Source organism: Novosphingobium sp. BL-A-41-Hi4B-X5A (genome assembly GCF_055521705.1).
Map to the genome: position 1 here is coordinate 1,324,529 of NZ_CM145500.1, position 22,962 is coordinate 1,347,490.

23 protein-coding genes are annotated in these 22,962 nt (G+C 65.0%); 2 read left to right on the plus strand and 21 right to left on the minus strand.

The annotated features are described in order from the left end of the window. Positions 1-167: 167 nt before the first annotated feature. The 20 genes from ftsA to ccmA all read right to left on the minus strand — a co-directional run bounded on the left by ftsA (position 168) and on the right by ccmA (position 21,416). Positions 168-1,451, minus strand: coding sequence for a cell division protein FtsA (ftsA, locus tag ACZ1JY_RS06120; RefSeq protein WP_465130693.1), 1,284 nt, complete (start codon positions 1,449-1,451; stop codon positions 168-170). A gap of 9 nt (positions 1,452-1,460) precedes the next feature. After that, complete coding sequence (locus ACZ1JY_RS06125; protein ID WP_168903674.1) at positions 1,461-2,426, minus strand: cell division protein FtsQ/DivIB; 966 nt, start codon at positions 2,424-2,426, stop codon at positions 1,461-1,463. A 3-nt stretch (positions 2,427-2,429) separates the two neighbouring features. Continuing rightward, complete coding sequence (locus ACZ1JY_RS06130) at positions 2,430-3,383, minus strand: D-alanine--D-alanine ligase (RefSeq protein WP_465130694.1); 954 nt, start codon at positions 3,381-3,383, stop codon at positions 2,430-2,432. Between the two features lie 190 nt (positions 3,384-3,573). Then, positions 3,574-4,467, minus strand: a complete 894-nt coding sequence (gene murB, locus ACZ1JY_RS06135) for a UDP-N-acetylmuramate dehydrogenase (protein WP_465130695.1) — start codon at positions 4,465-4,467, stop codon at positions 3,574-3,576. Beyond that, the gene (murC, locus tag ACZ1JY_RS06140; RefSeq protein ID WP_465130696.1) at positions 4,464-5,876 is read right to left on the minus strand and encodes a UDP-N-acetylmuramate--L-alanine ligase; all 1,413 of its coding nucleotides are present in this window, start codon (positions 5,874-5,876) and stop codon (positions 4,464-4,466) included. The genes murB and murC overlap by 4 nt, the downstream gene beginning before the upstream one ends. After that, on the minus strand, positions 5,873-7,039 hold the full coding sequence (murG, locus tag ACZ1JY_RS06145; protein ID WP_465130697.1) for an undecaprenyldiphospho-muramoylpentapeptide beta-N-acetylglucosaminyltransferase: 1,167 nt from the start codon (positions 7,037-7,039) through the stop codon (positions 5,873-5,875). The genes murC and murG overlap by 4 nt, the downstream gene beginning before the upstream one ends. Continuing rightward, the gene (locus ACZ1JY_RS06150) at positions 7,036-8,229 is read right to left on the minus strand and encodes an FtsW/RodA/SpoVE family cell cycle protein (RefSeq protein ID WP_465130882.1); all 1,194 of its coding nucleotides are present in this window, start codon (positions 8,227-8,229) and stop codon (positions 7,036-7,038) included. Before ACZ1JY_RS06150 ends, murG begins: the two co-directional genes overlap by 4 nt. A gap of 38 nt (positions 8,230-8,267) precedes the next feature. Next, on the minus strand, positions 8,268-9,599 hold the full coding sequence (murD, locus tag ACZ1JY_RS06155) for a UDP-N-acetylmuramoyl-L-alanine--D-glutamate ligase (protein WP_465130698.1): 1,332 nt from the start codon (positions 9,597-9,599) through the stop codon (positions 8,268-8,270). After that, complete coding sequence (mraY, locus tag ACZ1JY_RS06160) at positions 9,596-10,660, minus strand: phospho-N-acetylmuramoyl-pentapeptide-transferase (protein ID WP_039334147.1); 1,065 nt, start codon at positions 10,658-10,660, stop codon at positions 9,596-9,598. The genes murD and mraY overlap by 4 nt, the downstream gene beginning before the upstream one ends. Further along, a complete protein-coding gene (locus ACZ1JY_RS06165) occupies positions 10,661-12,130 on the minus strand; it encodes a UDP-N-acetylmuramoyl-tripeptide--D-alanyl-D-alanine ligase (protein ID WP_465130699.1) in 1,470 nt (489 codons plus the stop codon). It lies immediately after the preceding gene. After that, positions 12,127-13,575 (minus strand): UDP-N-acetylmuramoyl-L-alanyl-D-glutamate--2,6-diaminopimelate ligase, encoded by a 1,449-nt coding sequence (locus ACZ1JY_RS06170; protein WP_465130700.1) that lies wholly within the window; start codon positions 13,573-13,575, stop codon positions 12,127-12,129. The genes ACZ1JY_RS06165 and ACZ1JY_RS06170 overlap by 4 nt, the downstream gene beginning before the upstream one ends. Beyond that, the gene (locus tag ACZ1JY_RS06175) at positions 13,572-15,317 is read right to left on the minus strand and encodes a peptidoglycan D,D-transpeptidase FtsI family protein (RefSeq protein ID WP_118073386.1); all 1,746 of its coding nucleotides are present in this window, start codon (positions 15,315-15,317) and stop codon (positions 13,572-13,574) included. Before ACZ1JY_RS06175 ends, ACZ1JY_RS06170 begins: the two co-directional genes overlap by 4 nt. Then, positions 15,314-16,171 (minus strand): hypothetical protein, encoded by an 858-nt coding sequence (locus tag ACZ1JY_RS06180; protein ID WP_465130701.1) that lies wholly within the window; start codon positions 16,169-16,171, stop codon positions 15,314-15,316. Before ACZ1JY_RS06180 ends, ACZ1JY_RS06175 begins: the two co-directional genes overlap by 4 nt. Continuing rightward, complete coding sequence (gene rsmH, locus ACZ1JY_RS06185) at positions 16,168-17,154, minus strand: 16S rRNA (cytosine(1402)-N(4))-methyltransferase RsmH (protein ID WP_465130702.1); 987 nt, start codon at positions 17,152-17,154, stop codon at positions 16,168-16,170. The genes ACZ1JY_RS06180 and rsmH overlap by 4 nt, the downstream gene beginning before the upstream one ends. Beyond that, positions 17,151-17,624, minus strand: coding sequence for a division/cell wall cluster transcriptional repressor MraZ (locus ACZ1JY_RS06190; RefSeq protein ID WP_465130703.1), 474 nt, complete (start codon positions 17,622-17,624; stop codon positions 17,151-17,153). Before ACZ1JY_RS06190 ends, rsmH begins: the two co-directional genes overlap by 4 nt. 335 nt (positions 17,625-17,959) lie before the next feature. Then, positions 17,960-18,676 (minus strand): DUF4350 domain-containing protein, encoded by a 717-nt coding sequence (locus ACZ1JY_RS06195; RefSeq protein WP_465130704.1) that lies wholly within the window; start codon positions 18,674-18,676, stop codon positions 17,960-17,962. Next, positions 18,677-19,093 (minus strand): hypothetical protein, encoded by a 417-nt coding sequence (locus ACZ1JY_RS06200; RefSeq protein ID WP_240946631.1) that lies wholly within the window; start codon positions 19,091-19,093, stop codon positions 18,677-18,679. It abuts the gene before it with no gap. Positions 19,094-19,107: 14 nt separating this feature from the next. Then, complete coding sequence (locus ACZ1JY_RS06205) at positions 19,108-20,106, minus strand: cysteine synthase A (protein WP_465130705.1); 999 nt, start codon at positions 20,104-20,106, stop codon at positions 19,108-19,110. Between the two features lie 75 nt (positions 20,107-20,181). Beyond that, positions 20,182-20,844 (minus strand): heme exporter protein CcmB, encoded by a 663-nt coding sequence (gene ccmB, locus ACZ1JY_RS06210; protein WP_205525157.1) that lies wholly within the window; start codon positions 20,842-20,844, stop codon positions 20,182-20,184. Next, complete coding sequence (gene ccmA, locus ACZ1JY_RS06215) at positions 20,841-21,416, minus strand: heme ABC exporter ATP-binding protein CcmA (protein WP_118073381.1); 576 nt, start codon at positions 21,414-21,416, stop codon at positions 20,841-20,843. Before ccmA ends, ccmB begins: the two co-directional genes overlap by 4 nt. Positions 21,417-21,472: 56 nt before the next feature. On the opposite strand from ccmA, the gene ACZ1JY_RS06220 reads away from it, so the two are divergent. Both ACZ1JY_RS06220 and ACZ1JY_RS06225 read left to right on the plus strand, forming a co-directional pair. Continuing rightward, positions 21,473-21,763 carry a 4a-hydroxytetrahydrobiopterin dehydratase gene (locus tag ACZ1JY_RS06220; RefSeq protein WP_465130706.1) on the plus strand — a complete coding sequence of 97 codons (291 nt, stop codon included), beginning with the start codon at positions 21,473-21,475 and terminating at the stop codon, positions 21,761-21,763. Further along, entirely contained in the window at positions 21,760-22,116 is a 357-nt protein-coding gene (locus ACZ1JY_RS06225) for a YbbC/YhhH family protein (RefSeq protein WP_118073379.1), read from the plus strand. Before ACZ1JY_RS06220 ends, ACZ1JY_RS06225 begins: the two co-directional genes overlap by 4 nt. A 30-nt stretch (positions 22,117-22,146) precedes the next feature. On the opposite strand, the gene ACZ1JY_RS06230 is transcribed toward ACZ1JY_RS06225, so the two are convergent. Then, positions 22,147-22,950, minus strand: coding sequence for an SDR family oxidoreductase (locus ACZ1JY_RS06230; RefSeq protein WP_465130707.1), 804 nt, complete (start codon positions 22,948-22,950; stop codon positions 22,147-22,149). Positions 22,951-22,962 lie beyond the last annotated feature (12 nt).

The following is a 22,962-nucleotide window of genomic DNA, read 5'->3' on the forward strand; positions in this document are numbered from 1 at the left end:
TCGTTGCTGGCTGGAACGCGCACCAAACGAGATTGGAAAGCTTCACATTAACCTGTTGCACAAGGCTGCGCGGCGAATCAAAGGCGCAGCAACCTTTTCCACAGGTTGCAACACCATGACGGGCCAAGTTCGCACGTCGAGAGCGCTGAACCGGGCCAAAAGGCCGTTCAAAAGTAATCCTTTATCGCCCGCATAAGGCGAATCAGCAGCTTCTTGCCGCCGTAAGCTCCGCCGACCGGGTCGTTGGCTGGGCCGATGGCGCGAATGTCCACTGGATCGGCCGCTGCAAACAGCACGAGTCCCACCAGTGTGGAGGAGCTTGGCGTGGCATGGCCCGGCGGAAGGCCGAGCATCGTCGGCGGCGAACCGATGCGCACAGGCCGACCGAGCGCCGATTGCGCATAGTCGGCAAGGCCTGGAAGTTGCGCGCCCCCACCGGTCAGCACGACCTGCTGCCCGGTCTGGCCAACGAAGCCCATCGACTTGAGTGATTTGCCCACTTCCTCGGTGAAGAAGCCGAGCTGCTGGGTGATGACCGAGATCAATTCGGCACGAGGAATGCGGTTCTTGTCGTCGGCATGGCGGGCGACCGGGCCGCCTTCGGGGTCACCTGGCGCGTTGACCGGGATCATCTCGCGATGGTCCGCCGGGCTGGCGATGGCCGAGCCGGACATGCACTTGAGGCGCTCTGCCTGATAGCGACGGATGCCGAAGGCCGAGGCAATCGCATCGGTGATATCGCCCGAACCGTACTGGATCACCTGCATGCCAAGCAGCATGCCGGCCGCGTAGACCGATACCGTCGTGACCTCTGCCCCGAACTCGACCAGCGCCACGCCCAGTTCACGCTCTTCCGGCGTAAGGCATGCGTGGCCAGCCGCGACCGGCGATCCGACGACAGCTTCGACCTCGAGATGGGCGTTCTGCACTGCCTCCCGAAGATTGCGAACCGGTGCACCATCGGCGAGCATGACGTGGATATCCACCGCAAGCCGTTCGGCATGAAGGCCCTTGGGATTGGGCACACCGTGGGCACCATCGAGCGTGTAGTGCGCTGGCTGGGCGTGGAGCACGGTGCGGCCATCGGGCTGGATCACGCCGCGCCCGGCCACCAGCAGATGCTCGATATCGTCCTGCTCGATGCGGCGTCCGCCGACCTCGACCTCGACCCGCGCGGTGGTGCTGGCAAGGCCTGCACCTGCGCAGCCGATCCAGACCTTCTGGATATCGACATTGGCCATCTTCTCGGCCCGCTCGATCGCATCGCGCACCGAATGGGTCGCAGCCTGCATGTCGGTGACATAGCCGCGCTTGATCCCCTGCGCGGCGCGGTGTCCGGAACCGAGCACCACCATCTCGCCCGTTTCCGAAAGCCCCGCGATCATCGCAGAAACGCGGAACGAGCCGATGTTCACGGCAGCAAAGACTTTGGTGATGCGGGGCGTCGCCATGTCGCTGGATCAGCCCTCGTCGCTCTTGGCCGCAGCCGCGATGCGCTTGGCTTCGGCCTTGGCCTGATCGGCGGCGCGCTTTTCCGCCGCAACTTCCTCAGCATGGCCAGGCACGCGCATATAAACGCGGTCGGGCGCGCGCATGTCGAAGGCGGCAACCTTGCCGCCGAGCAGCCGGTTCACCCCGTCCATGCGCGCAAAGCTCAGCAGCGCTCCGGCAGACTTCTCGTCGCCCTCAGGCAGAGCCAGCACCTGCCCGGTCTTGAACGTGAGGTTCCAGCGGCGGTTGCCGACCCACTCGGCTTCCGAAACCTGCGGTTTCAAGGCAGGCGCGGCATCAAGCAGTCGCGTGAGGTCCTGAACGCGCTGGCCAACGCCGAGGCCGGACAGGACGAGCATGCCCTTGGCCTTGTCAGGCTTTACCGTTTCGAGCTCCACGCCGGTATCGTCGATCAGCACCATGCGATCGGGCTTGCGCAGCACGGCGTGCGGATTGCGCTCGACGATGTCGATCACCAGCGTATCGGGCAACTTGCGCGAAACGCGGGCATCCTTGACCCACGGCAGCTGGTTGAGTTCGTCTCGCAGCGCCGCGAGATCGAGCGTGGTCATCGCACGATCGTTCTGGCCAAGCACACGCTCATAAATGCGCTGCTCGTTCATGCGGTTGACGCCGCGCACCTCGAGATGGCTGACCTTGAACCCGGCATCGGACGCGATCAGTGCCGCCTGTTCGGAAGCAAGCGTCGGGATGCCGGCCATGACCGCCACGGTCCACACCAACCCTGCTGCTGCCCCCAGGATCAGCGTCATCAGGATGCGGTGCAGGGTCTCCTCGCTGAACGGCAGCCAGTGCATCACGGTGTCGAGCACCGATCCGGTCTGTTGGCGCGCTGCCTGGACCTTGCGCTGCGTCGTCCGCGCAGCCGCTGCCCGCCGCACGCCCTTTCCGCCCCGCTTGATCGTCTGCGCCATGCTTCAGGCCCTTCCTGAGTCCTTGCCCGAGTCTTTCAGGCTTTCCGCAATGATCGCCTCGACCAGATCGGGATAGTCCATGCCCAGCGCCTTGGCCTGTTCGGGCACGAGGCTGAGCGGGGTCATGCCAGGCTGGGTGTTGACCTCCAGCAGGAACAGCCCTTCGACGCCCTGCTCGTCATCCCAGCGGAAGTCGGAGCGGCTGGTGCCCTTGCAGCCCAGCAACTGGTGCGCGCGCAGGGCGATCTGCTTGCACGCCTCGGTGATTTCGTCCGGAATCTCGGCCGGGCAGATGTGATCGGTCATGCCGTCGGTGTACTTGGCGTCGAAATCGTAGAAGCCGGACTTGGGCTTGAGTTCGGTGACGAGCAGCGCGCGATCACCGATGACGGCTGTGGTCAGTTCACGGCCACGAATGAAGGGTTCGGCAAGAAGCTCGTCGAACTCCTGCCACGGACCTCGCGAATCCGCGTTGATCGGGTTGCCGTAGTTGCCGTCAGCCGTGACGATAGCGACGCCAACCGATGAGCCTTCATTGACCGGCTTGAGCACGTAAGGACGCGGCAGGGGATCAGCCTTGTAGAGCTCTTCGGTGCGTACGATGCGCCCGCCTGGCATCGGAATGCCATGCGGCACGAGCGCCTGCTTGGTCAGTTCCTTGTCGATCGCGATGACCGAGGTGGCAAGGCCCGAATGGGTGTAGGTCAGGCCCATGATGTCCATCAGGCCCTGGATCGAGCCATCCTCGCCCGGCGTGCCGTGCAGCGCGTTGAACACCACATCGGGCTTTGCTTCAGCCAGACGCAGGGCAACCTCGCGATCCATGTCGATCCGCGTGACCTTGTGGCCCTTGGACTCAAGCGCCTTGGCCACGCCTTCGCCCGACATGAGCGAAACCGGCCGCTCGCTCGACCAGCCGCCCATCAGCACCGCGACGTGGAGTTTAGGTAGCGTCACGCCCAGTTCCTCCCCGGCACGGGGAGGGCGACCATGCCCTTCGGCTGGCCGGCAGGCCGGCCGCTCAGGATAAACTGCCCGCAGGGTAGCATGGTGGAGGGGCACCGGCCGGAGTGCACTAGCGAGAGTGCCCCTCCACCACCTACGGTGGTCTCCCTCCCCCGGTAGGGGAGGAACTGGTGCAAACCCGTCATGCTCTGCCAATCCTCTTGATTTCCCATTCGAGCTCGACGCCCGACATGTCCTTCACGCGCTTGCGCACTTCCTCGCCCAGCGCTTCGATTTCGGCGCTGGTAGCTTCGCCGGTGTTGATCAGAAAGTTGGTGTGCTTCTCGCTGACTTGCGCGCCGCCCATGGTAAGCCCACGGCATCCGGCCTTGTCGACCAGTTCCCACGCCTTTCCGCCGTCCGGGTTCTTGAAGGTCGAACCGCCGGTCTTGGAGCGCAGCGGCTGCGAAGCCTCGCGGGCAGCGCTGATGCGGTCCATTTCGGCCTGGATGTCGTCCGGCTCACCGGGGTGGCCGCGAAACCGTGCGGCGACCACAATCGAGCCGTCGGTGAGGTCTGAGTGACGGTAGGTGTAACCCAGTTCCGAAAGCGGCAGCGTGACGATCTCGCCCGAGCGGATCACTACGTCGCAATCGACCAGCACGTCCTTGACCTCGCGCCCGTAGGCACCGCCGTTCATGCGCACGAAGCCGCCGACCGTGCCGGGGATCGAACGCAGGAATTCCAGCCCGGCAATGCCGTTGTCGCGCGCTGTGCTGGACACCAGAATGCCCGATGCACCACCGCCGCATTTGAGCGTGATTTCATCAACCTTCTCGACCTTGGCGAAGGCCTTGCCAAGACGAACGACCACCCCCGGAACGCCGCCATCGCGCACGATCAGGTTCGAGCCTAGCCCCAACGCCATCACGGGAACGTCCGGAGCGAGCCCCGCCAAAAAGTCCTGCAGGTCGGCGACGTCCTTGGGCTCGAACAGCCAGTCAGCCGTGCCTCCGGACTTGAACCAGACCAGCGGCGCAAGCGGGGCGTTCTGCGTCAGCTTGCCGCGAACCTGAGGCAGCGTGAGGATGGTCACCCCTGCCCCCTTTCACGCGCGATCGCATCGGCAAGCCCAGCGGCCCACTTGGTGATGTCACCGGCGCCGAGGCACACGACCATGTCACCGGGCTGCGCCGTCGCAGCAAGTTCCTTGGCCAACGCGTCGGGACCGGCTGTCAGGTGCGCGCTGCGATGCCCGCGCGCCTTGATGCCGTCGACCATCGCCGCGCTATCCACGCCTTCGATCGGCTGTTCGCCTGCAGCGTAAACCGGCGCGGCATAGACCACATCGGCGTCGTTGAACGCACCCTGGAAGTCTTCCATGTGATCGCGCAACCGGGTGAAGCGGTGCGGCTGAACTACTGCGATGACGCGGCCTTGCACACCTTCGCGCGCGGCAGCGAGAACAGCGCGGATTTCGACCGGGTGGTGGCCGTAATCGTCGATGACCGTCACGCCATCCACCTCACCGACCTTGGTGAAGCGACGCTTGACCCCGCCGAACTTGCCGAAGCCGGTGCGGACAAGTTCGTCTGAAACGCCCATTTCCACTGCGACTGCAACGGCGGCGAGCGCGTTCTGGACGTTGTGACGGCCCGGCATCGGCAGTTCGATGCCCTCGATGCGGCGGAACGAACCATCGCGCTGGCGCAGCACGGCGGTGAAGCGGTTGCCTCCAGGGATCGGCGTGACGTTCTCTCCGCGCACGTCAGCCTGCGCCGAGAAGCCATAGGTCACGACGCGTCGGTCACGCACCTTGGGGATGATTGCCTGGACTTCGGGATGGTCGATGCACAGCATCGCCGCGCCATAGAATGGCACGTTCTCGATGAACTCCACGAAGGCCGACTTGACCTTCTCGAAGCTGCCGTAGTGATCAAGGTGCTCAGGATCGATATTGGTGACGACCGCCAGAGTGCCATCAAGGCGCAGGAACGAACCATCGCTCTCGTCAGCCTCGACCACCATCCACTCGCTGTCACCCAGACGCGCGTTCGAGCCATAGGAATTGATGATCCCGCCGTTGATCACGGTCGGATCGATCCCGCCCGCATCGAGCAAGCAGGCAACCATCGAGGTCGTCGTGGTCTTGCCGTGGGTCCCGGCGACCGCAACCGTGCTCTTGAGGCGCATCAGTTCGGCCAGCATCTCGGCACGGCGAACCACCGGGATGCGGTTTTCCAGTGCGGCAACCACTTCGGGATTGTCGCGCTTTACGGCGGTCGAGGTCACGACCACGGCAACGCCATCCACGTTCTCGGACTTCTGCCCGATCATCACCTTGATACCGCGCGAGCGCAGTCCATCGACGACATAGCTTTCCGCCATGTCGGAGCCCTGCACCGAATAGCCCATGTTGTGCATGACCTCGGCAATGCCGGACATGCCGATGCCACCGATGCCGACAAAGTGGATCGTGCCGATCTCGGTGCCGACGCCCTTCATGCGAGTTGCTCCTGCCCTGACGGCGCGGCGCTGCAGGTGTCGACGCGGATCACGTCCATGATCGGCTCACCGCCAAAGCTTTCGACCAGATCGGCCAGATCGCTGACGGCGTTGGGCAGCCCACAGTTCCACGCAGCGTGCGCGGCATTGGCAAGGGTATGCGGGTGCTGGGCCATGGCCTGAATCTGTTTCGCCAGTTCCTTGGGGGTAAAGCCGGTCTGCCGGATCGCGCGCGCGCCGCCTGCCGCAACCATCTCGCGCGTGTTGGCGGCCTGATGATCATCTGTCGCGATGGGCAGCGGGACGAGGATCGCCGGGCGTCCCACGGCAGTCAGTTCGGCAATGGTCGATGCGCCGGCGCGACCGATGAACAGGTGCGTTCCGGCAAGGCGAGACTGCATGTCTTCGAAGTACGTGCCAAGTTCAGCCGGAATCTCATGTGCGGCATAGCGGGCGCGAACAGCCTCGAGGTCCTCCGGGCGGCACTGCTGAGTCACCTGCAAGCGATGGCGTAGCGCGGGCGGCAGCATCGCCAGACCATCGGGTACGACTTCCGACAAGACCGAAGCGCCCTGGCTCCCACCTGTCACCAGCACACGGAACAGGCTGTCTTCGGTGAACTCGGGGAACGGCTCGCCCCGCAGCGCCAGTACTTCGGGCCGCACAGGATTACCGACGCGGTGGACCTTGCCCCACAGCTTGGGGTCGAGCCGGTCAACCTCGCCGTAAGCCGTGGCGATGGCGTCAACGCGCTTGGCGAGGAAGCGGTTTACGCGTCCCAGCACTGCGTTCTGCTCATGGATCACCGTCGGGATCTTCGCCGAATGGGCTGCCAGCAGTGCGGGAAGCGCAGGATAACCGCCAAAGCCGATCACGCAGGAAGGCTGGAAGCTTTCGAACAGTCGCAGCGCCATCGCCCGGCCCTGCCAGATCGCGCGCAGCCCCTTGAGCAACGCCACCGGGTTCTTGGCGAGACGGCCTGCGGGCAGCACGTGCGCCGGCATGAAGTCCGGCTTGCCGGGAATCTTCGCGCCGCGCTCATCGGTTACCAGCGCGACATGATGGCCGCGCCGTTCCAGCTCGACCGCCAGCGCGAAGGCTGGAATGAGATGTCCGCCCGTGCCGCCTGCCGCGAGCACGTAATGCCGAGAAGCGCCACTCATTTGCGCACCAGTTCCGAAACATCGAACTTCTCGCGCGAAAGGTAGGGATTGCGCCGCGTGATCGCGAGCAGCAGCCCGACTCCCATGAGCAGCGCGATGGTGGAGGATCCGCCGTAGCTGATCAGCGGCAAGGTCATGCCTTTCGAAGGGAAAAGTTGCAGGTTCACAAGGATGTTGATGAACGCCTGACCGACCAGCTGCGCGGTCAGCCCGGCTGCCGCGAGGATGGTGAACAGATCGTCCTCATCAAGCAGGCGCATCAGCACGCGCAGCGCGATCGCGCAATAGATCGTGACGATCACCGCGCAGGCGATCAGCCCGAATTCCTCACCAACCACCGAAAAGATATAGTCGGTGTGCGCTTCGGGCAGCGCATTCTTGCGGCTGCCGAGCCACAGGCCGGTCCCGCTCCATCCGCCGTTCATCAAGGTGCGCATGGCAAGGTCGACCTGATCGAACTCGCTGCCCCCCGAAATGAAGTTGTCGATACGGTGCGTCGCGTTCGGGTAGAAGAAGTACGCGGCAATGACCACGAGGATCAGCCCGCCCATCGCATATATGATCTTATTGACCGACAGGCCCGAAAGCAGCGCCAATACGAACCATACACCGCCGAACAGCATGGTTGAGCCGAAGTCGGGCTGGGCCATCAGCAGGATGCCCACCAGCCCCATGATCGCCACCGTGATCGGGATGACGGGGATGTTCGGATCGCGCACCCGCCACGACAGGATCCAGGCCAGGGCAATGGCAAAGCCGGGCTTGAGAAATTCCGAAGGCTGCAGGCTGAAGCCGATCCACAGCCAGCGCTTCGCACCCTTAACCTCGCTACCGACAAGCGGCACGAGCACGAGTGCAAGGACCATCGCAGCCGCGAGCAGGATGGCTCCGCGTCGTGCCGCCTCCTTGGGGAGGACAGATGCAAAGAACATCGCGATCAGCCCCAGCGCGACCCAACGCAGGTGAATCCAGAAGAAATAGAGATCGCCGAGCGACTTCTGGTTCGTGGACAGGCGATGCGCCGAGGCGGGGGACGCAGCGGCAACGGCGATGCAGCCGATCGTCACCAGTGAAAGGATCAGGGTGAGCAGCACGCGATCGATCTCGCGCCACCAGATCAGCAGTTCGCTGCGACGGCTGCGGCGAAAACGCGCGCCGTGGCCAACCACCCGCACGCCACCATCGGGCATGGTGGTGGTGACGAGGCGGGTGGGCGTGGGCGTAGTGCTCATGAACCAGTCCCCGGCGGACAGGGTGCATCGGAATCGGCAATCAGCGCCTCGACAATCTGGCGGAAGCTGTCCCCGCGCGCCTCGAAATCGCGGAACTGATCGAAGCTGGCACACGCTGGCGAAAGCATCACCACGTCGCCGGGCTGCGCTGCCTGCATCGCCTGACGCACGGCATCGCACATCATCTCGCTGCGGTTGACCGGCATGATGGGATCGAGGATGTCGGCAAACATCGGCCCTGCCTCGCCGATCGTGTAGGCGGCGACAACGTGGTCGAAGTAGGGCGCGCACTCATCGAGGTTGTCGCTCTTGGGCAGGCCACCAAGGATCCAGTGGATACGCGGATAGGCGCCGAGCGCAGGCGCGGTCGAGGCCGGATTGGTAGCCTTGCTGTCGTTGACGAACAGCACGCCGTTCGACTCGGCCACGCGTTCCATGCGGTGCGGAAGGCCGACGAAACTGGTCAGCGCCGGACGCCACACGTCTTCGCCGATGCCGAGCTGCCGCGCGATCTCCACCGCAATCGCAGCATTCTGCAGGTTGTGCGGCCCTTGCAGCGAGGGCCAAGCCGTTTGCCCCTCCAGCGCATCAGGCTGCACCACATGGACGAAACCGACGTCATGCGTGGCCGAAGTTTCGCGCGCGATCTTCAGGGTATGCTCGTCACCGCAACCGAACACGGCATGGTGCTGCCCAGACTGCATCCGGAACAGGCGAGCCTTGGCCGCGGCGTAACCTTCAAAGCCATCGTAGCGGTCAAGGTGATCGGGACTGAGGTTGATCAGCGCGGCGACATCGCAATCAAGGCTCTGCGTCAGGTCGATCTGGTAGCTGGACAGCTCGAGCACATAGACGCCGCCTTCGGGCAGCGGCTCCTGCCCCAGGACGGGCAGGCCGATATTGCCGCCAAGCCGGGCTTCGAGACCAGCCGCCTTACAGATGTGGTGCACCAGCATCGTCGTCGTCGATTTGCCGTTGGTGCCGGTGATGCCGACAACGCGATGCGGCGGCAGGTCAGCGCGGGCTTGCGCGAACAGTTCGATGTCGCCGATAACCGGCACGCCGCATGAAGCGGCATGGGCCGCGATAGGATGGCGATTGAGTGGCACCCCGGGGCTCACCACCACGCCCGCAAACCCGGTCAGGTCGGTCGCCAGTGGATCGGCGATAGTGCAGCTCCCTTCGTAGGCTGCGCGCGGTTCCTCGCGGCTGTCCCACACGGTGACGTCCGCCCCGCCCGCCAGCAGCGCCTCGACGCTCGCCTGCCCCGAACGGGCGAGGCCGAGCACGGCGAAGCGTTTGCCGGAAAAGGCGGGCGAGACGATCATCGCACCTTCAGCGTGGCGAGGCCGATCAGCGCCAGCACGATCGACACGATCCAGAAGCGGATCACGACGGTCGATTCCTTCCAGCCGAGCTGCTCGAAGTGGTGGTGGATCGGGGCCATGCGGAACACGCGCTTGCCGGTGCGCTTGTAGACCGCGACCTGGACGATCACCGACACGGCCTCCATCACGAACAGCCCGCCGACAATGGCCAGCACGATCTCATGATGCGCGGCGACGGCAATCACGCCAAGAGCGCCACCGAGCGCGAGGCTGCCGGTATCGCCCATGAACACGGCGGCAGGCGGAGCGTTGAACCACAGAAACGCGAGGCCCGCCCCCATCATTGCCGCACAGAAGATCGCCAGTTCGCCCGCACCCTTGACGTGCGGAATGCCGAGGTAGGTTGAATAGTCCACGCGCCCGGCCAGATAGGCGATGATCGCGAATGTTCCGGCCGCGATGATCACCGGCATGGTTGCAAGGCCGTCCAGACCGTCGGTCAGGTTCACCGCATTGCCCGCGCCGACGATCACGAAAATCGCGAAGAGGTAATAGAACGGCCCGAGCGGCACGTAGAGATTGCTGAACAGCGGAACGTAAAGGTGCGTTTCGCCCACGGCCAGCCACGCAGCGATACCGGCCACCACGAACTCACCGGCAAGGCGCACCTTGGCGGGCACGCCCTTGTGCGCGTACTTTGTAACCTTGTCGTAGTCGTCAAGAAAGCCGATCAGCCCGAAGCCGAGCGTCACGACAACGCAGGACCAGACGAGGCGACTGGTCACATCCATCCACAGCAGCAGCGACAGCGTGAGCGACGTCACGATCATCAATCCGCCCATGGTCGGCGTGCCGCGCTTGGCGAGGTGCGACTGCGGGCCGTCCTCGCGGATCGGCTGACCCTTGCCCTGGCGCACACGCAGCATGTTGATGAAGCGCGGACCGATGATCAGGCCGATCATCAGTGCGGTCAACAGCGTCGCGCCCGCGCGGAACGTCTGGTAGCGGATGAGGTTGCTGAATCCCTCGAAATGCAGCCACTCGGCCAGCTGGTAGAGCATTCACCGTTCCCTGGTGGTGAGCGAACGCACGATCGCGCCCAGTCCCACCGAATTCGACCCCTTCACGAGGATCGCATCACCCCCGCGCACACCGTCCGCAGCCAGACATTCCGCCGCTTCCGAAGCTGTCTGCACATGCGCCACATCGATTTTACCGGCAAGCGAGAACGGCCCGCTTTTCCCCAGCGCGTCGGCCAATGCCGCCATTTCGGCGCCTACCAGCACCAGCTTGTCGACCTTGCCCTCGGCGACGGGCCCGGCGAGTTCGGCGTGATAGCGTGCCTCGGCTTCGCCCAGCTCCTTCATCGCGCCAAGAATGGCAACGCGGCGGGTGGCGGGTGTCGCACCAAGCTGGCGCAGGGTGACGGCCATCGAGGCAGGATTGGCGTTGTAGCTTTCGTCGATCAGCAGGGCCTTGCCCGAACCGTCGCCACCGGTGGCGGCAATCTCGTGGCGGGCCCCGCGCCCAGCAAGGCCTTCCATCTCGGCCAGAGCGAGACCGGCAGCGCCCAGATCGCCCCCGATCGCTTCGACAGCGGCCATGATCGCCAGAGAGTTGGCAACCCAGTGTTCGCCCGGTTGTGAGATCGTGTAGCAGACCTTGCGGCCCCCAAGGTCCGCCGTAACCAGGGTACCGCCCCCTGAGGCCGCCACCGCATCGATCAGCCGGACGCTTGCGTCGGCATGGCGACCGAAGCTGATCACGCGCTCGGCATGTTGCGCGGCCTTGGCCCGCAGCCGTTCGAAATGGCGGTTGTCAGCGGGAATGATGGCGACGCCACCATGTTCAAGACCTTCGAAGATCTCCGCCTTGGCATCGGCAATCGCTTCCTCACCCGAAAAATGACCGATGTGGGCGGGCGCAATGGTAGTGACGATGGCGACGTGGGGACGGACCAGCCGGGTCAGCGCGGCCAGCTCGCCCGCATGGTTCATGCCCATTTCGAACACGCCGAAGCTGGTGCGGGCGGGCATGCGCGAAAGGCTTAGCGGCACGCCGACATGGTTGTTGTAGCTCTTGACCGAACGGTGTGCCCGGCCCCGACTGGCGCGGTCGAGCGCGGCATAGAGCGCTTCCTTGACGCCGGTCTTGCCGGCAGAACCCGTCACCCCGATGATCCCGGCATCGACGCGCGCGCGCGCCGCCCGGCCAAGGTTCTCAAGCGCAGTCATCGTGTTGCCGACCAGCACGTGCGGGCCGAACGTCGCATGTTCGACCACCGTGCCCGCCGCGCCGCGCCCGTAGGCGCCCTCAAGGTAGCGATGACCGTCCGAAGCCTCGCCCTTCAAGGCGAAGAACAGGTCGCCTTCCACCACCTCGCGGCTGTCGATCTCGACGCCGGAGACCGCGAACTGCGCGCTTGCCCGGCCACCCGTTGCCGCAGCGATTTCCTCGCTCGTCCAAAGCGCAAGACCCGCCGCGTCGGACGGGTCCTCTGGCCATGCGATAAGCGCGGGATGGGCGGTCATGTGGTGCACTCCCTGGCGACCTGAACGTCGTCAAACGGCAGGATACGGACAGCATCGCCCCTGCCCACGATCTGTCCCTGTTCGTGCCCCTTCCCTGCAACAAGGACAATGTCTTCACGGCCCGCCTCGGCAATCGCGGCGGCAATCGCGGCACGACGATCGCCGATCTCGCGGGCCTTTTCGTCGCAGCCCGCCATGATGGCGGCGCGGATTTCCGCGGGATCTTCACCACGGGGATTGTCATCCGTGACAATCACCAGATCCGAGCCGGCACAGGCAGCACTTCCCATCTCCGGACGCTTGCCGCCGTCGCGGTCACCGCCAGCACCGAACACGGTGATCAGGCGCCCGGACGTATGCGGGCGCAGCGCGGCAATCGCCGCTTCGATGGCGTCGGGCGTGTGCGCGTAGTCGACATAGACCGGCGCCCCGGCACGATTGATCGCCGCGCGCTCCAGCCGCCCCCGCACCGGTTGCAACCGCGCCAGCGCATCGAACACCTTGGCCGCATCGGTCCCTGAAGCAATTGCCAGCCCGGCGGAAACCAGCGCGTTCGCCGCCTGATAGGCGCCGATCAGCGGCAGGTTGATCTTGCGCGCCTGGCCTTCGAACGCGATCTCGAGGGTCTGCCCCAGTTGGGTCGGGGTACGGGCGAGCAGGCGGATCTCGGTCCCCTGCTTGCCCACCGAGAGCAACCGCAGACCCCTCGCGCGGACATGCTCCACCACCCGTCCCGACCACTCGTCGTCCATCCAGACGACCGCCGTGCCGCTCTCTTCCACGACATGGTCGAACAGGCGCATCTTGGCCGCGAAGTAATCGTCCATCGTCGCGTGGTAATCGAGATGGTCGCGGCTGAGGTTGGTAAAGGCCCCTGCCCCCACGCGCAGGCCCTCGTTGCGGTACTGCGAGAGGCCATGGCTCGACGCTTCGTAGGCGACATGTGTCACACCCTCGCGGGCAAGGCCGGTCATGTTCGAAAGGAACGTCACGATGTCCGGCGTGGTCAGCCCGGTAGAGACGCTTTCGTCTGCCGTGGTCACGCCGAGCGTGCCGATCGACGCCGCAGAATAGCCGGCCATGCGCCAGATCTGGCGCGTCATTTCAACCGTTGAGGTCTTGCCGTTGGTCCCCGTAACGGCAACAACGGTCTCGGGCACAGGCTGGAAAAAGCGCGCGGCCAGCGCGGCAAAGGCGCGGCGCGGCTCTTCATCGGCAACGTGCACCGCCCCTTCGACCTTGGCCTGCGGCCGCGCGACCACGGCGACAGCGCCCGCCTTCACGGCATCGGCAATGAAGTCCTCGCCATTGAAGCGCGTGCCTGGAAAGGCACCGAAGATCGTTCCCGGGGCAACCTTGCGATGATCGATGGCAAAGCCGGTGACGTTCGCATCAGCGTTCTCGCCAGCGAAACCCGCCGCTTCAAGGATCGCGCCGAGCTTCATTCACCATCTCCGTTGCCGACCAGCGGCGACAAGTCCGAAATGTCAATGTCGCGCGTGTCATCGGGCACGACGCCGAGGAACGGGCCGATGCGCGGGACGACGCGGCCGACGATCGGGGCCGCGTTCCAGGCCGCCGTGCGCTGGTACGAGGTTGCCGCCGTGCCCTTCGGCTCGTCAAGCATGGCGATCACGACATAGCGCGGCTTGTCCATCGGGAAGGCCGCAGCGAATGTCGCGACGAGCGAAGTGCGGTTATAGCCGCCCTTCCCGCCGGGCTTTTCCGCCGAGCCGGTCTTTCCTCCGACGCGATAGCCCGAGGCATTGGCGCTCTTGCCGGTGCCATCCACCACGATCATCCGCAGCAACTGGCGCATGCGCGCGCTGGTCGAAGCCTTGTAGACGCGGCGACCTTCAGGGATCTGCGTCGGCTCGCGCTTGAACAGCGTCGCCGGGCGCCAGATGCCGCCGTTGACCATTGCGGCATAGGCTGCTGCCAGATGCAGCGGGGTAACCGCGATGCCGTGACCGTAGCTGACCGTCATCGTGGTAATGCGCGCCCAGTCGCCGTTCTTGTTGGTGCCGCGCGGCCAGAGCGGGAAGCCACGCGCCGGCAGTTCGATGTAGGGCCGCTCATTCATGCCGAGCGCCGCCATCGTCTTCTTCAGCGCGGGACCACCCAACTTGTCAGCCACCTGCGCCGTAACGATGTTCGATGAGTGAATCAGCGCTTCGGGCACGTTGAGCGAAGCGCCGAAGCTGTGGCTGTCACGAATGTGAAAACCGCCGATCGCCAGCGGCCTGTCCGAAGGATAGCGCACCGAAAGGTCGGTCACCACGCCCGCGTCGATTGCCGCCGCAACGCTCAGCGGCTTGAAGGTCGACCCGAGTTCGTAAACCTGGTTCGTCACCTTGTTGAACACCAGGTTGTTGAGCGCCTGGTCCGAACGGTTGGGATTGAACGAGGGTAGCGATGCCAGCGCGATAATCTCGCCGGTATCGACATCGAGGATCACACCCGCCGCGCCCTTGGCCTCGGTCTCGAGCATGCCGCGCCCGAGTTCGTCCTCAAGCGCGCCTTGCGCACGCATATCGATGGAAAGCGCTACCGGCTTTCCGCGCTGGGCTGGATCGAGCAGCTGCTTTTCGAGCACCTGCTCCATGCCGACATGGCCATGGCCTTCACTGTCGACATAGCCGAGCACGTGCGCGCCAAGCGATCCTTGCGGGTAATAGCGCTGGTTCTCGCGCGGGAACTCCAGCGCAGGCTCGCCAAGGGCAAAGATGCGGTTGGCATCCTCCGGCATCACCCTCTGGCGCAGATAGCTCGGCTTGTCGGACTTCAGCCGCCGGAGCAAATCATTGTAATCCGCATCGGGGAAGATGGCGAGAAGCGCCTTGGCCACCTCTTCGGGCGACTTGACGAGCGGCGTGCCGTTCTCACCGAAAGCCTTGGGATTGTACCACAGCGCATAGGCCGGGAACGCGCGTGCCAGCGGAACGCCATTGCGATCGGTGATCTCGCCACGCGGCGGAAGCAACGCTTCAGCCAGCGAACGACGTGTCGGCGAGCCTTCGAAAAAGCCGAGTTGGGCAATCCGCGCCAGCGCCGCAAAGCCAAAGAACAGGATGAAGCCGGCCACCACCAGCGCACGAACCTTGGCCTCGACCAGCGAGCGCTGGCGGACATTGGCCAGCAGGACGCGGCCGGAAGCGATGGCGGCTGAGGCGGTGAGTGCGTTCACCGGGCTGCCTTAGCCTCCTTGCCCTTGGTGGCGCGAGGGGCCGAACCGGACTTGGTCTTGCTTGCGCCCGACTTATCCGCAGTTGTGACCGCCTTGGCCTTGGCAGCAGGCTTGCCGGCCGACTTCGCATTCGCGGCCCTGTCCTTCGCAACGACGTCCTTGGCAACGACGTCCTTGGCAGCAACCTTCTGCGCCGCCTTCGGCTTGGCAGATGCCGATGCCTCGGCCCGGTCCATCTTGGCGTCCAGCTTGGCGTCCAGCTTGGCGTCCTTCTTGCCCGGACGCTCCTTCTCGGAAGCCGTCTCCTTGCGCACCGGACCGCGCGGGCGAGCATCGACAACCTTGCCAAGGCGGTCTTTCAGCGTCTCGACAGCTTCAGCGTGATCGACAGTGCGCGCCGAACGGTCCCCTTCGGTATCGTCCGCAGCAACCTTGCTGTCATTGCTGGCCAGCGCCTTGCCCGAAAGCGGCGAAACCATCGCCGGGAACGCGGCCGAAGCGATAACACTGTCATCGACGCTGGCGACGCGGATCGGGGCGGGCGCATCCGGCGTGGCGGGCACGCTCAGTGCGGCAAGCTGGCGTTCGCCTTCGATGTACTGGCTGGCGTTGGGCGCGGCATAGCCGAACTCGACATCGTTCCACGCCTTCAACTGCTGCTGGTTCGAGCGCGTCTCGAATTCGGTCTCGAGATACATCTTCTCCTGCTTGAGCGCGACAATGCGCGCCTCGGCATGGTGGATCTGGCTCCGCAGGGCATTGACCCGGAATGCCAGTGCCACAACCAGCGCCAGGCACAGGCCCAGCAGGACCAGCCAGCCAACCGAGCGAAGACGGCTTGTGGTCGAGATCATGCCGCAGCCCTCCCCGCACCAGTTCGGGCAGGCGCGGAAGTGCGCACGGCCCAGCGCAGCGTGGCGGAGCGGGCGCGCGGATTGCGCTCCTCTTCCTCGGGCGTCGGACGGATTGCGGCCGACGGCTTTTCGAAGACCGGGTCAACCTTCGCGGCCATTTGCGGCAGGTGGCGCGAACCGGCAGGCACGGCGCCGGCAGCCTCGCGCAGGAACTGCTTGACGATGCGGTCCTCAAGGCTGTGGAAGCTTACTACCGCGATGCGACCGCCGGGAACCAGCACCTTCTCTGCCGCGGCCAGACCTTCGATCAGCTCGTCCAGTTCGCCATTTACGTGGATGCGCACGGCTTGGAAGCTGCGGGTCGCCGGGTCCTTCTGCGCCTTTGGCCCCTTGATGTCGGGACGATAGCCCAGCGCCTTGCGCACGACCGTGGCAAACTGTCCGGTGGTGGTCAGCGGGCGGGCAGCGACGATGGCGCGGGCAATCCGGCGCGATTGGCGTTCCTCGCCGTAGCGATAGAGAACGTCTGCTATTTCCCCCTCGTCCGCTTCATTCAGGAAATCCGCCGCACTTGGACCGTCCTGTGACATCCGCATGTCTAACGGTCCGTCGGACGAGAACGCAAATCCCCGCCCGGGCTGATCGAGCTGCATCGAGCTTACGCCGATGTCGAACACGACGCCCTGAACGCCCGCAATTCCGGCCTCTGCAAGTCCTTCCGCAAGTTCGGAAAAGCGACGGGGATGCAGAATGAGGCGCGGATCTTTTCCACAGGTTTCTCCCCAGAGCCTTCCCGCCGCGATCGCATCGGGATCGCGGTCGAACGCATGAACCGTAGCGCCCGATTCCAGCAGGCGGCGGGTGTAGCCGCCCGCTCCGAATGTCGCGTCGACGATCAGATCGCCCGGCTTTGCATCAAGGGCCGCGACGACCTCTTCGAGCAGCACGGGAATGTGCGGGGCTTTTGGCGCTGCAGCGGTCACTTGCGCTTCCCCTTGGCAGCTTCGGCCATCTTGGCACGACACCCCGCCTTGGCGCTGGCCCAACCATCGCCCTGCTCGAACAGGATCTGCGGGTTCCAGATGGTGATCTGGCGGCCGCCACCATGGAAATAGAGACCGTCTTCCACCTGCCCCAGTTCGGACAGGTATTCGGGCAGGACAAAGCGACCGCTCTCGTCGAAGCTCACGCGGGTGAAGCCATAGGCCTGCGCCTCGGCCATGTCGCGGTCGAAGTCCTGGTTGAGGCGGAGCCTCTTCTCTTCCTCGCGATCGATCTCTGCAGCCAGTTCGTCCAGGCGGGACAGGCCGAATCCGGTCAGGCAAGGCAGGCGGGGATGCTTGTCGAGGCAGAGAATGCGCTGGTTGGCGGAAGCTGCGTAGATGTCGGAGCGGAAGTCGGCAGGCAGGACGAAGCGGCCCTTTTCGCCACGCGGCGAAAAGCCCTGTCCCACCAGATTTACCGGCCCTCCCGCCACGCTGGACACCCCGCTCGCGGACAAAGCTCCATCGCTCGACCCCGCGCCATCGCGCGTTGCCGACTCATCCCCCGCGGATGCGATTGGAGTTCGTCCCGATAACCCACACTACTAACGCGGGACGGGGCGGGCGAAAAGGGGAAAATGCGGGAAAATGCGGACTAGCTATGATTCCGTAGCATTTTCTCTACATCTTACCGCTTGAGTAACCATGACTTGCTGCAAAAGTAATCGCGCAGATGCGGGCGTTTCGACGAAGTCCTCCGTGCAGAGCAGGACCTTACCCGCATTTTCCCGCGAACAAAAGGAGATCATTGCGCCATCACCCCGTCGAGCAGGCGCTGCAACTGAATTTCCGGCCGGTCTGCGGTTGGCTCGGGCTCCAACAGCGCGGCGTCCGCCACCAGCGTTGCCCGCCCTTTCCCGATCGTGCAGCGCGCAATCAGCCCGTCCTTGGCAATCGCGCAGTTCGCCTCATGCCCGCCCGCAATGGCCTTGAAGGTGCCTGCCAGATTGATCGGCAGCCCCTCGCCCGCACTTTCCCGCAATCCGCCGGGCTGCGTATCGTCGAACTGCAGTTCCAGCCCCCACCGCGCCAGGATCGGCGAAACCAGCGCCACGTCCTGCGGCCGGCGTCGGTCACCCAGCGCAAACGCGCTCTCCTGCGTCAGCATCGGATCGGCGAACATCAGCAAGTGCCCGCCCGCGCGCACCCAGGCATCAAGCGCCACATTCTCTTCCGGCACCAACGGGCGCGGCTGCGCCACGACCAGCAAGTCCACAGGCTCAAGCTGAAGCAGCGTATCGAGCGGGATCACCTTGCCGTTGGACTCCAGCACGGCGCGTGCCCAGTGCGGCGCGGATGGCGGGTCGATCATGCCCTTGAGATCGTCCGCCTCGTTCCACAGGATCGGCAGGCTGGTGAACAGGCCCACAGTCCTGTCAGGTGTGCGTGCCGGTGAAAACGCCCACCACCCGGCCAGCGCAACAATCGCTGCCAGCACGGCAAGAGTGATCCGGCGATGCACTCAGTTCTTCGGCGCGTTGACCGAAGGGGCCGGGACCGAAGGGGCGGGCGTCGGTGCGGGAGGAGCGGGCGAGATCGTGACGGTCGGCTGTTCCTTGGCCGTCACAGGCAATTGCGGGGCCACGCCCATGTCAGCCAGCGGGTCCTTCGCCGATGTCTCGCTCGCCTCGACCGTCGGCGCGGCTGTATTGACCGCACTGGCGTCGATGAACTTGGCCCGGTCCATGATCACGTTGGCCAGGCTTACCAGCAGCAGCATTCCGGCCAGACCGAACAGCCCGACCTGAAGCCGATGAACCGCCTGTGCCCGCAGCTCGCGCGTGGTCGGCGGCACGTGGGCAAGTGCGCTGGCAGCGGCGATGTCCGCCTCGGTCGGGGCGGAAGCCTGCTTGCCTGCGGGGAAACCGAACAGTGCCATGGCGGCAGCCTAGCCTATTGCTCCAGCCAAGGGAACACCGGCAATCCCTTGGCCTTGAGCCACTCGGGATTGTAGAGCGACGACAGGTAGCGGAAGCCCGTATCGCACAGGATCGTCGCCACGCGGCTGCCCTTGCCAAGCTGCTTGGCCAGCGCAACGGCGCCCGCCACGTTGATCCCGCTCGACAGGCCAAGGCACAGGCCCTCATCGGCCAGCAGCCGCTCGACCCAGTACAGCCCTTCCTCGTCCGAAATGCGGAACTGCGTGTCGATCGGTGCGCCTTCGAGGTTGGCGGTGATGCGGCCCTGCCCGATACCCTCGGCCACCGAAGACCCTTCGGCCTTCAACTCGCCATTGGCGTAATAGTTGTACAGCGCCGCGCCATGCGGGTCGGTCAGCGCGATCGTGATGTTTTCGTCAAACGCCTTGAGGCCCAGGCCCACCCCCGCGATCGTCCCACCGGTGCCGGCAGCGCAGGTAAAGCCGTCGATGCGGTGCTCCATCTGCTCCCAGATCTCGGGCGCGGTGCTTTCGATGTCAGCGCGGCGGTTGGCGATATTGTCGAACTGGTTGGCCCAGACCGCCCCTTCGGTTTCCTCGGCGATGCGGCGCGAGGTGTGGACGAAGTGGCCGGGGTTGGAGAACGGCGCCGCCGGCACCAGCACCAGCTCGGCGCGCAGCGCACGCAGCGTGTCCATCTTCTCGCGCGATTGCGTCTCGGGCATGACGATGACCGACTTGTACCCGCGGGCGTTGGCCACCAGCGCAAGGCCGATGCCGGTATTGCCCGCCGTGCCTTCGACGATCGTCCCGCCGGGCTGCAGCACGCCCCGCTCTTCGGCATCGCGCACGATCCACAGCGCAGCGCGGTCCTTCACCGAAGCGCCGGGGTTGGCGAACTCGCACTTGCCGTAGATCTCGGCCCCTGCCGCCTCGCTCGGCCCCTTCAGCAGGACGAGCGGCGTGTTGCCGATGAGCGAAATGGTATCGGATGCAATCGATGGTGCAGTCATGGCCCCGAGTTAGGGACACTTGGCGCAATTGCCAACGAATTTGCGCTTGGGGGCGTGCAAGCCCTGCTCGCGGCCTTATTCGCGTCCGGCCCGGATCGCCGCACCGCCCGCGAACGGGGCGACGGCCAGTGCCACAAGGCTGCACGCCCCCAGGAGCAGCAAGCCCCCCTCACCCCCCGGTTGCAGCGATCCTGCGCCAAAGATCAGGAGCGGCACCGCCAGCGGAATCGCCAGCAATCCGCCCAGCGCAGACCCTGCCCGCAAGCCCGCCGTCAGCGCCGCAATGGTCACGCCGATTGCCGCCAGCCCCGGAGTGCCCAGCAGCAGCCCGATTTCCACCGTCCACAACTGCTGCCCGTCAAGCCCCAGCAGCCCTGCCGAGATCGGCGCTGCCAGCATCAGCGGCACGCCAAAGCTCAGCCAGTGCGCCAGAATGCGCACCATCAGCAGCGCCTCCTCGGCAATGCCGCGCAAGGCCCACTGGTCGAACATTCCGGCTTCCACGTCAGGTTCGACAAGCCGGTCCAGCGGGAGGATCGCCGCAAGCAGCGCCGCAACCCAGATCACGCCCGCGCCGGTCCGTGCCAGCAACCGGGCATCGGGGCCGACCGCAAAGGGAAACAGCATTGCCACCGCCAGGAAGAACAGCAGCGGCAGAACCGCTCCGCCTCGCCCTTGGGCACCGCGCGTAAGCAGCACCAGATCGCGCACAAAGATCGGCCAAAGCTTGCGGATCACGGCTGAAAATCCAGCAATTCGATCACCTTTACCGCATCGAGAGAAAGCGGTTGGTGCGAGGCAATGATAACCGCCCCACCGGCATTGCAATGCGCCTTGATCGCCGCCTGCGCGATGCACGACCAATGGGTGTCGAGCCCGTTGAGCGGCTCGTCGAGCAGCCAGATCGGCGCCCCGCTTGCCGCCACGCGGGCCAGCGCCGCCCGCTTGCGCTGTCCGGTTGAAAGATAGCGCACCGGCACGTCGAGCAGGTCGGCCAGCCCGAAGTCTGCATCGCCCTGTGGCGCGCGGTCGATCCGCTGCCAGAAGGCCAGCGCCTTTTCCAGCGGTTCGTGCCCGTCCAGCGCCAGCCGCTCGTCCGAAAGCGCAAGGGCGCCATGTCGCTCCACCGAACCCATGAACGGCCGCAGCAGACCTGCCAGAATGCGGATCAGGCTCGATTTGCCGATTCCGTTAGGCCCGGCCAGATGAACCACCTCGCCCGCAGCCAAGGCAAACGACAGCCCCCGGAACAGAAGCCGGTCCCCGCGCCTGCAGGCAATATCCGTGGCGACGAGACCGCACTCTTGCATGGAAAGACGCGATAGGGGAAACGGCGGCAACTGCCAAGGATGCCAAAGGACCAAGCATGACCGTCGCCCGCCTTACCGATGCCGAACGCGATTCGCTGCTGGCCGAACTCCCGGAGTGGCAATTGCGTGAAGACGGCCGCGCCATTGTGCGCACCTTCCGCTTTGCCGATTTCTCGGAAAGCTGGGCCTTCATGAACCGCGTCGCCCTCTACGCCGAAAAGGCCGACCACCACCCCGAATGGTTCAACGTCTACAACCGCGTCGAGGTGACGCTGACGACGCACGATGCCGATGGCCTCTCGGCACGGGATGCCACCATGGCGCGGGCGATGGAAGGCTTTCTATGAAGCTCACCTCACCGAGCAATTGGTTGATGCATGGCTCGTCCGCGCTTCTCATCTTGCTATCGATACAAGTTGCCCGTGCCGAACCTGCCGCTTGCGCAGAGAATGTCGCCTCATTTCAGCCCAAGACGGGCGTTGTGGGATCGGCAGAGACGGCAAAGTCAGTGGCCATGATTTACCTGAAGCCCATTTACGGCACTAAACTGATTGAAGGGCAGCGACCCTTCAAGGCTACACTCCGCGAGGGTGTGTGGACAGTGACAGGTTCGCTACCGAGAGGCCGGGATGGCGGCGTCGCACACATCTCGATTTGCCGCTGGAACGGCAAAGTGTTGCGCATTTTTCACGACAAGTGAGCAATCCAAATCAAAAGGGACGTAGCGCCGCTACTTCCCCAAAGGCCGCTCCGCAGACCGCATCTGCTTGCGCAAAGTCCCCGGCATCCAGCGCGAGGCGAACGCGAGCCGCCGCGCGGTCTTGCCGACTAGCGTATGCACCTTGTCGCCATGCACCGCCGCCCATGCTGCATCGGCAACCTCAACCACCGGCGTGATCTCCAGCCCCGCGCCGCGCACGCGGGTGCGGATATCCTCGTTGCTGGCGCGATTAGGCGCATGGTCCAGCAAGGGCGTCTCGATGAAGCCGGGCATCAGGCTGCGCACCTTGATGCCGTACTCGGCCCATTCACCGTCCAGCGATTCGGTCAACGCCCTCACTCCGAACTTCGTCGCGGAATAGACCGAGGCCCCGGGTGAACCATAGATCCCTGCCGCACTGGCGGTGTTGAGCAGGCACGACCCCGGCGCGCTCGCCCGCAGCCACGGAAACGCCGCCTGCGCGCCGAAGATCACCCCTTTGAGGTTGATGTCGAGCGTGCGTTCGATCTCCTCGGGCGTCAGATCGACAATGCCGCCACCGATGGGGATGCCGGCATTGTTGAACACGACATCGATCTGCCCGCCAGCCGCTTTGGCACAGTCGGACAGGGCAGTATCCCAAGCCGCGCGGTCGCGCACGTCGAGACGGTGGCACGAGCTTTGCCCGGCGGGAAGCTGCGCGGCGGTTTCGGCCATGCCGGCCTCGTTGATGTCCGCGATGCCGACGAACCACCCGCCTTGTGCAAAGCGCTGCGCCACGGCACGGCCGATGCCCGATGCGCCGCCGGTGATGAAGATCGTCTTGCGTGCCATCGGCACCTCCCC

Coding starts and splice junctions, on each gene's coding strand:
- ACZ1JY_RS06200 (WP_240946631.1), bottom strand. CDS start 19,093: ATGGCACTGTTCGGTTTCCCCGCAGGCAAGCAGGCTTCCGCCCCGACC.
- ACZ1JY_RS06205 (WP_465130705.1), bottom strand. CDS start 20,106: ATGACTGCACCATCGATTGCATCCGATACCATTTCGCTCATCGGCAAC.
- ACZ1JY_RS06220 (WP_465130706.1), top strand. CDS start 21,473: ATGACCGTCGCCCGCCTTACCGATGCCGAACGCGATTCGCTGCTGGCC.
- murG (WP_465130697.1), bottom strand. CDS start 7,039: ATGAGTGGCGCTTCTCGGCATTACGTGCTCGCGGCAGGCGGCACGGGC.
- ACZ1JY_RS06225 (WP_118073379.1), top strand. CDS start 21,760: ATGAAGCTCACCTCACCGAGCAATTGGTTGATGCATGGCTCGTCCGCG.
- ccmA (WP_118073381.1), bottom strand. CDS start 21,416: ATGCAAGAGTGCGGTCTCGTCGCCACGGATATTGCCTGCAGGCGCGGG.
- murD (WP_465130698.1), bottom strand. CDS start 9,599: ATGATCGTCTCGCCCGCCTTTTCCGGCAAACGCTTCGCCGTGCTCGGC.
- ACZ1JY_RS06230 (WP_465130707.1), bottom strand. CDS start 22,950: ATGGCACGCAAGACGATCTTCATCACCGGCGGCGCATCGGGCATCGGC.
- mraY (WP_039334147.1), bottom strand. CDS start 10,660: ATGCTCTACCAGCTGGCCGAGTGGCTGCATTTCGAGGGATTCAGCAAC.
- ACZ1JY_RS06125 (WP_168903674.1), bottom strand. CDS start 2,426: ATGGCGCAGACGATCAAGCGGGGCGGAAAGGGCGTGCGGCGGGCAGCG.
- ACZ1JY_RS06170 (WP_465130700.1), bottom strand. CDS start 13,575: ATGAAGCTCGGCGCGATCCTTGAAGCGGCGGGTTTCGCTGGCGAGAAC.
- ACZ1JY_RS06150 (WP_465130882.1), bottom strand. CDS start 8,229: ATGCCCGATGGTGGCGTGCGGGTGGTTGGCCACGGCGCGCGTTTTCGC.
- ftsA (WP_465130693.1), bottom strand. CDS start 1,451: ATGGCGACGCCCCGCATCACCAAAGTCTTTGCTGCCGTGAACATCGGC.
- ACZ1JY_RS06165 (WP_465130699.1), bottom strand. CDS start 12,130: ATGACCGCCCATCCCGCGCTTATCGCATGGCCAGAGGACCCGTCCGAC.
- ACZ1JY_RS06180 (WP_465130701.1), bottom strand. CDS start 16,171: ATGATCTCGACCACAAGCCGTCTTCGCTCGGTTGGCTGGCTGGTCCTG.
- murC (WP_465130696.1), bottom strand. CDS start 5,876: ATGAAGGGCGTCGGCACCGAGATCGGCACGATCCACTTTGTCGGCATC.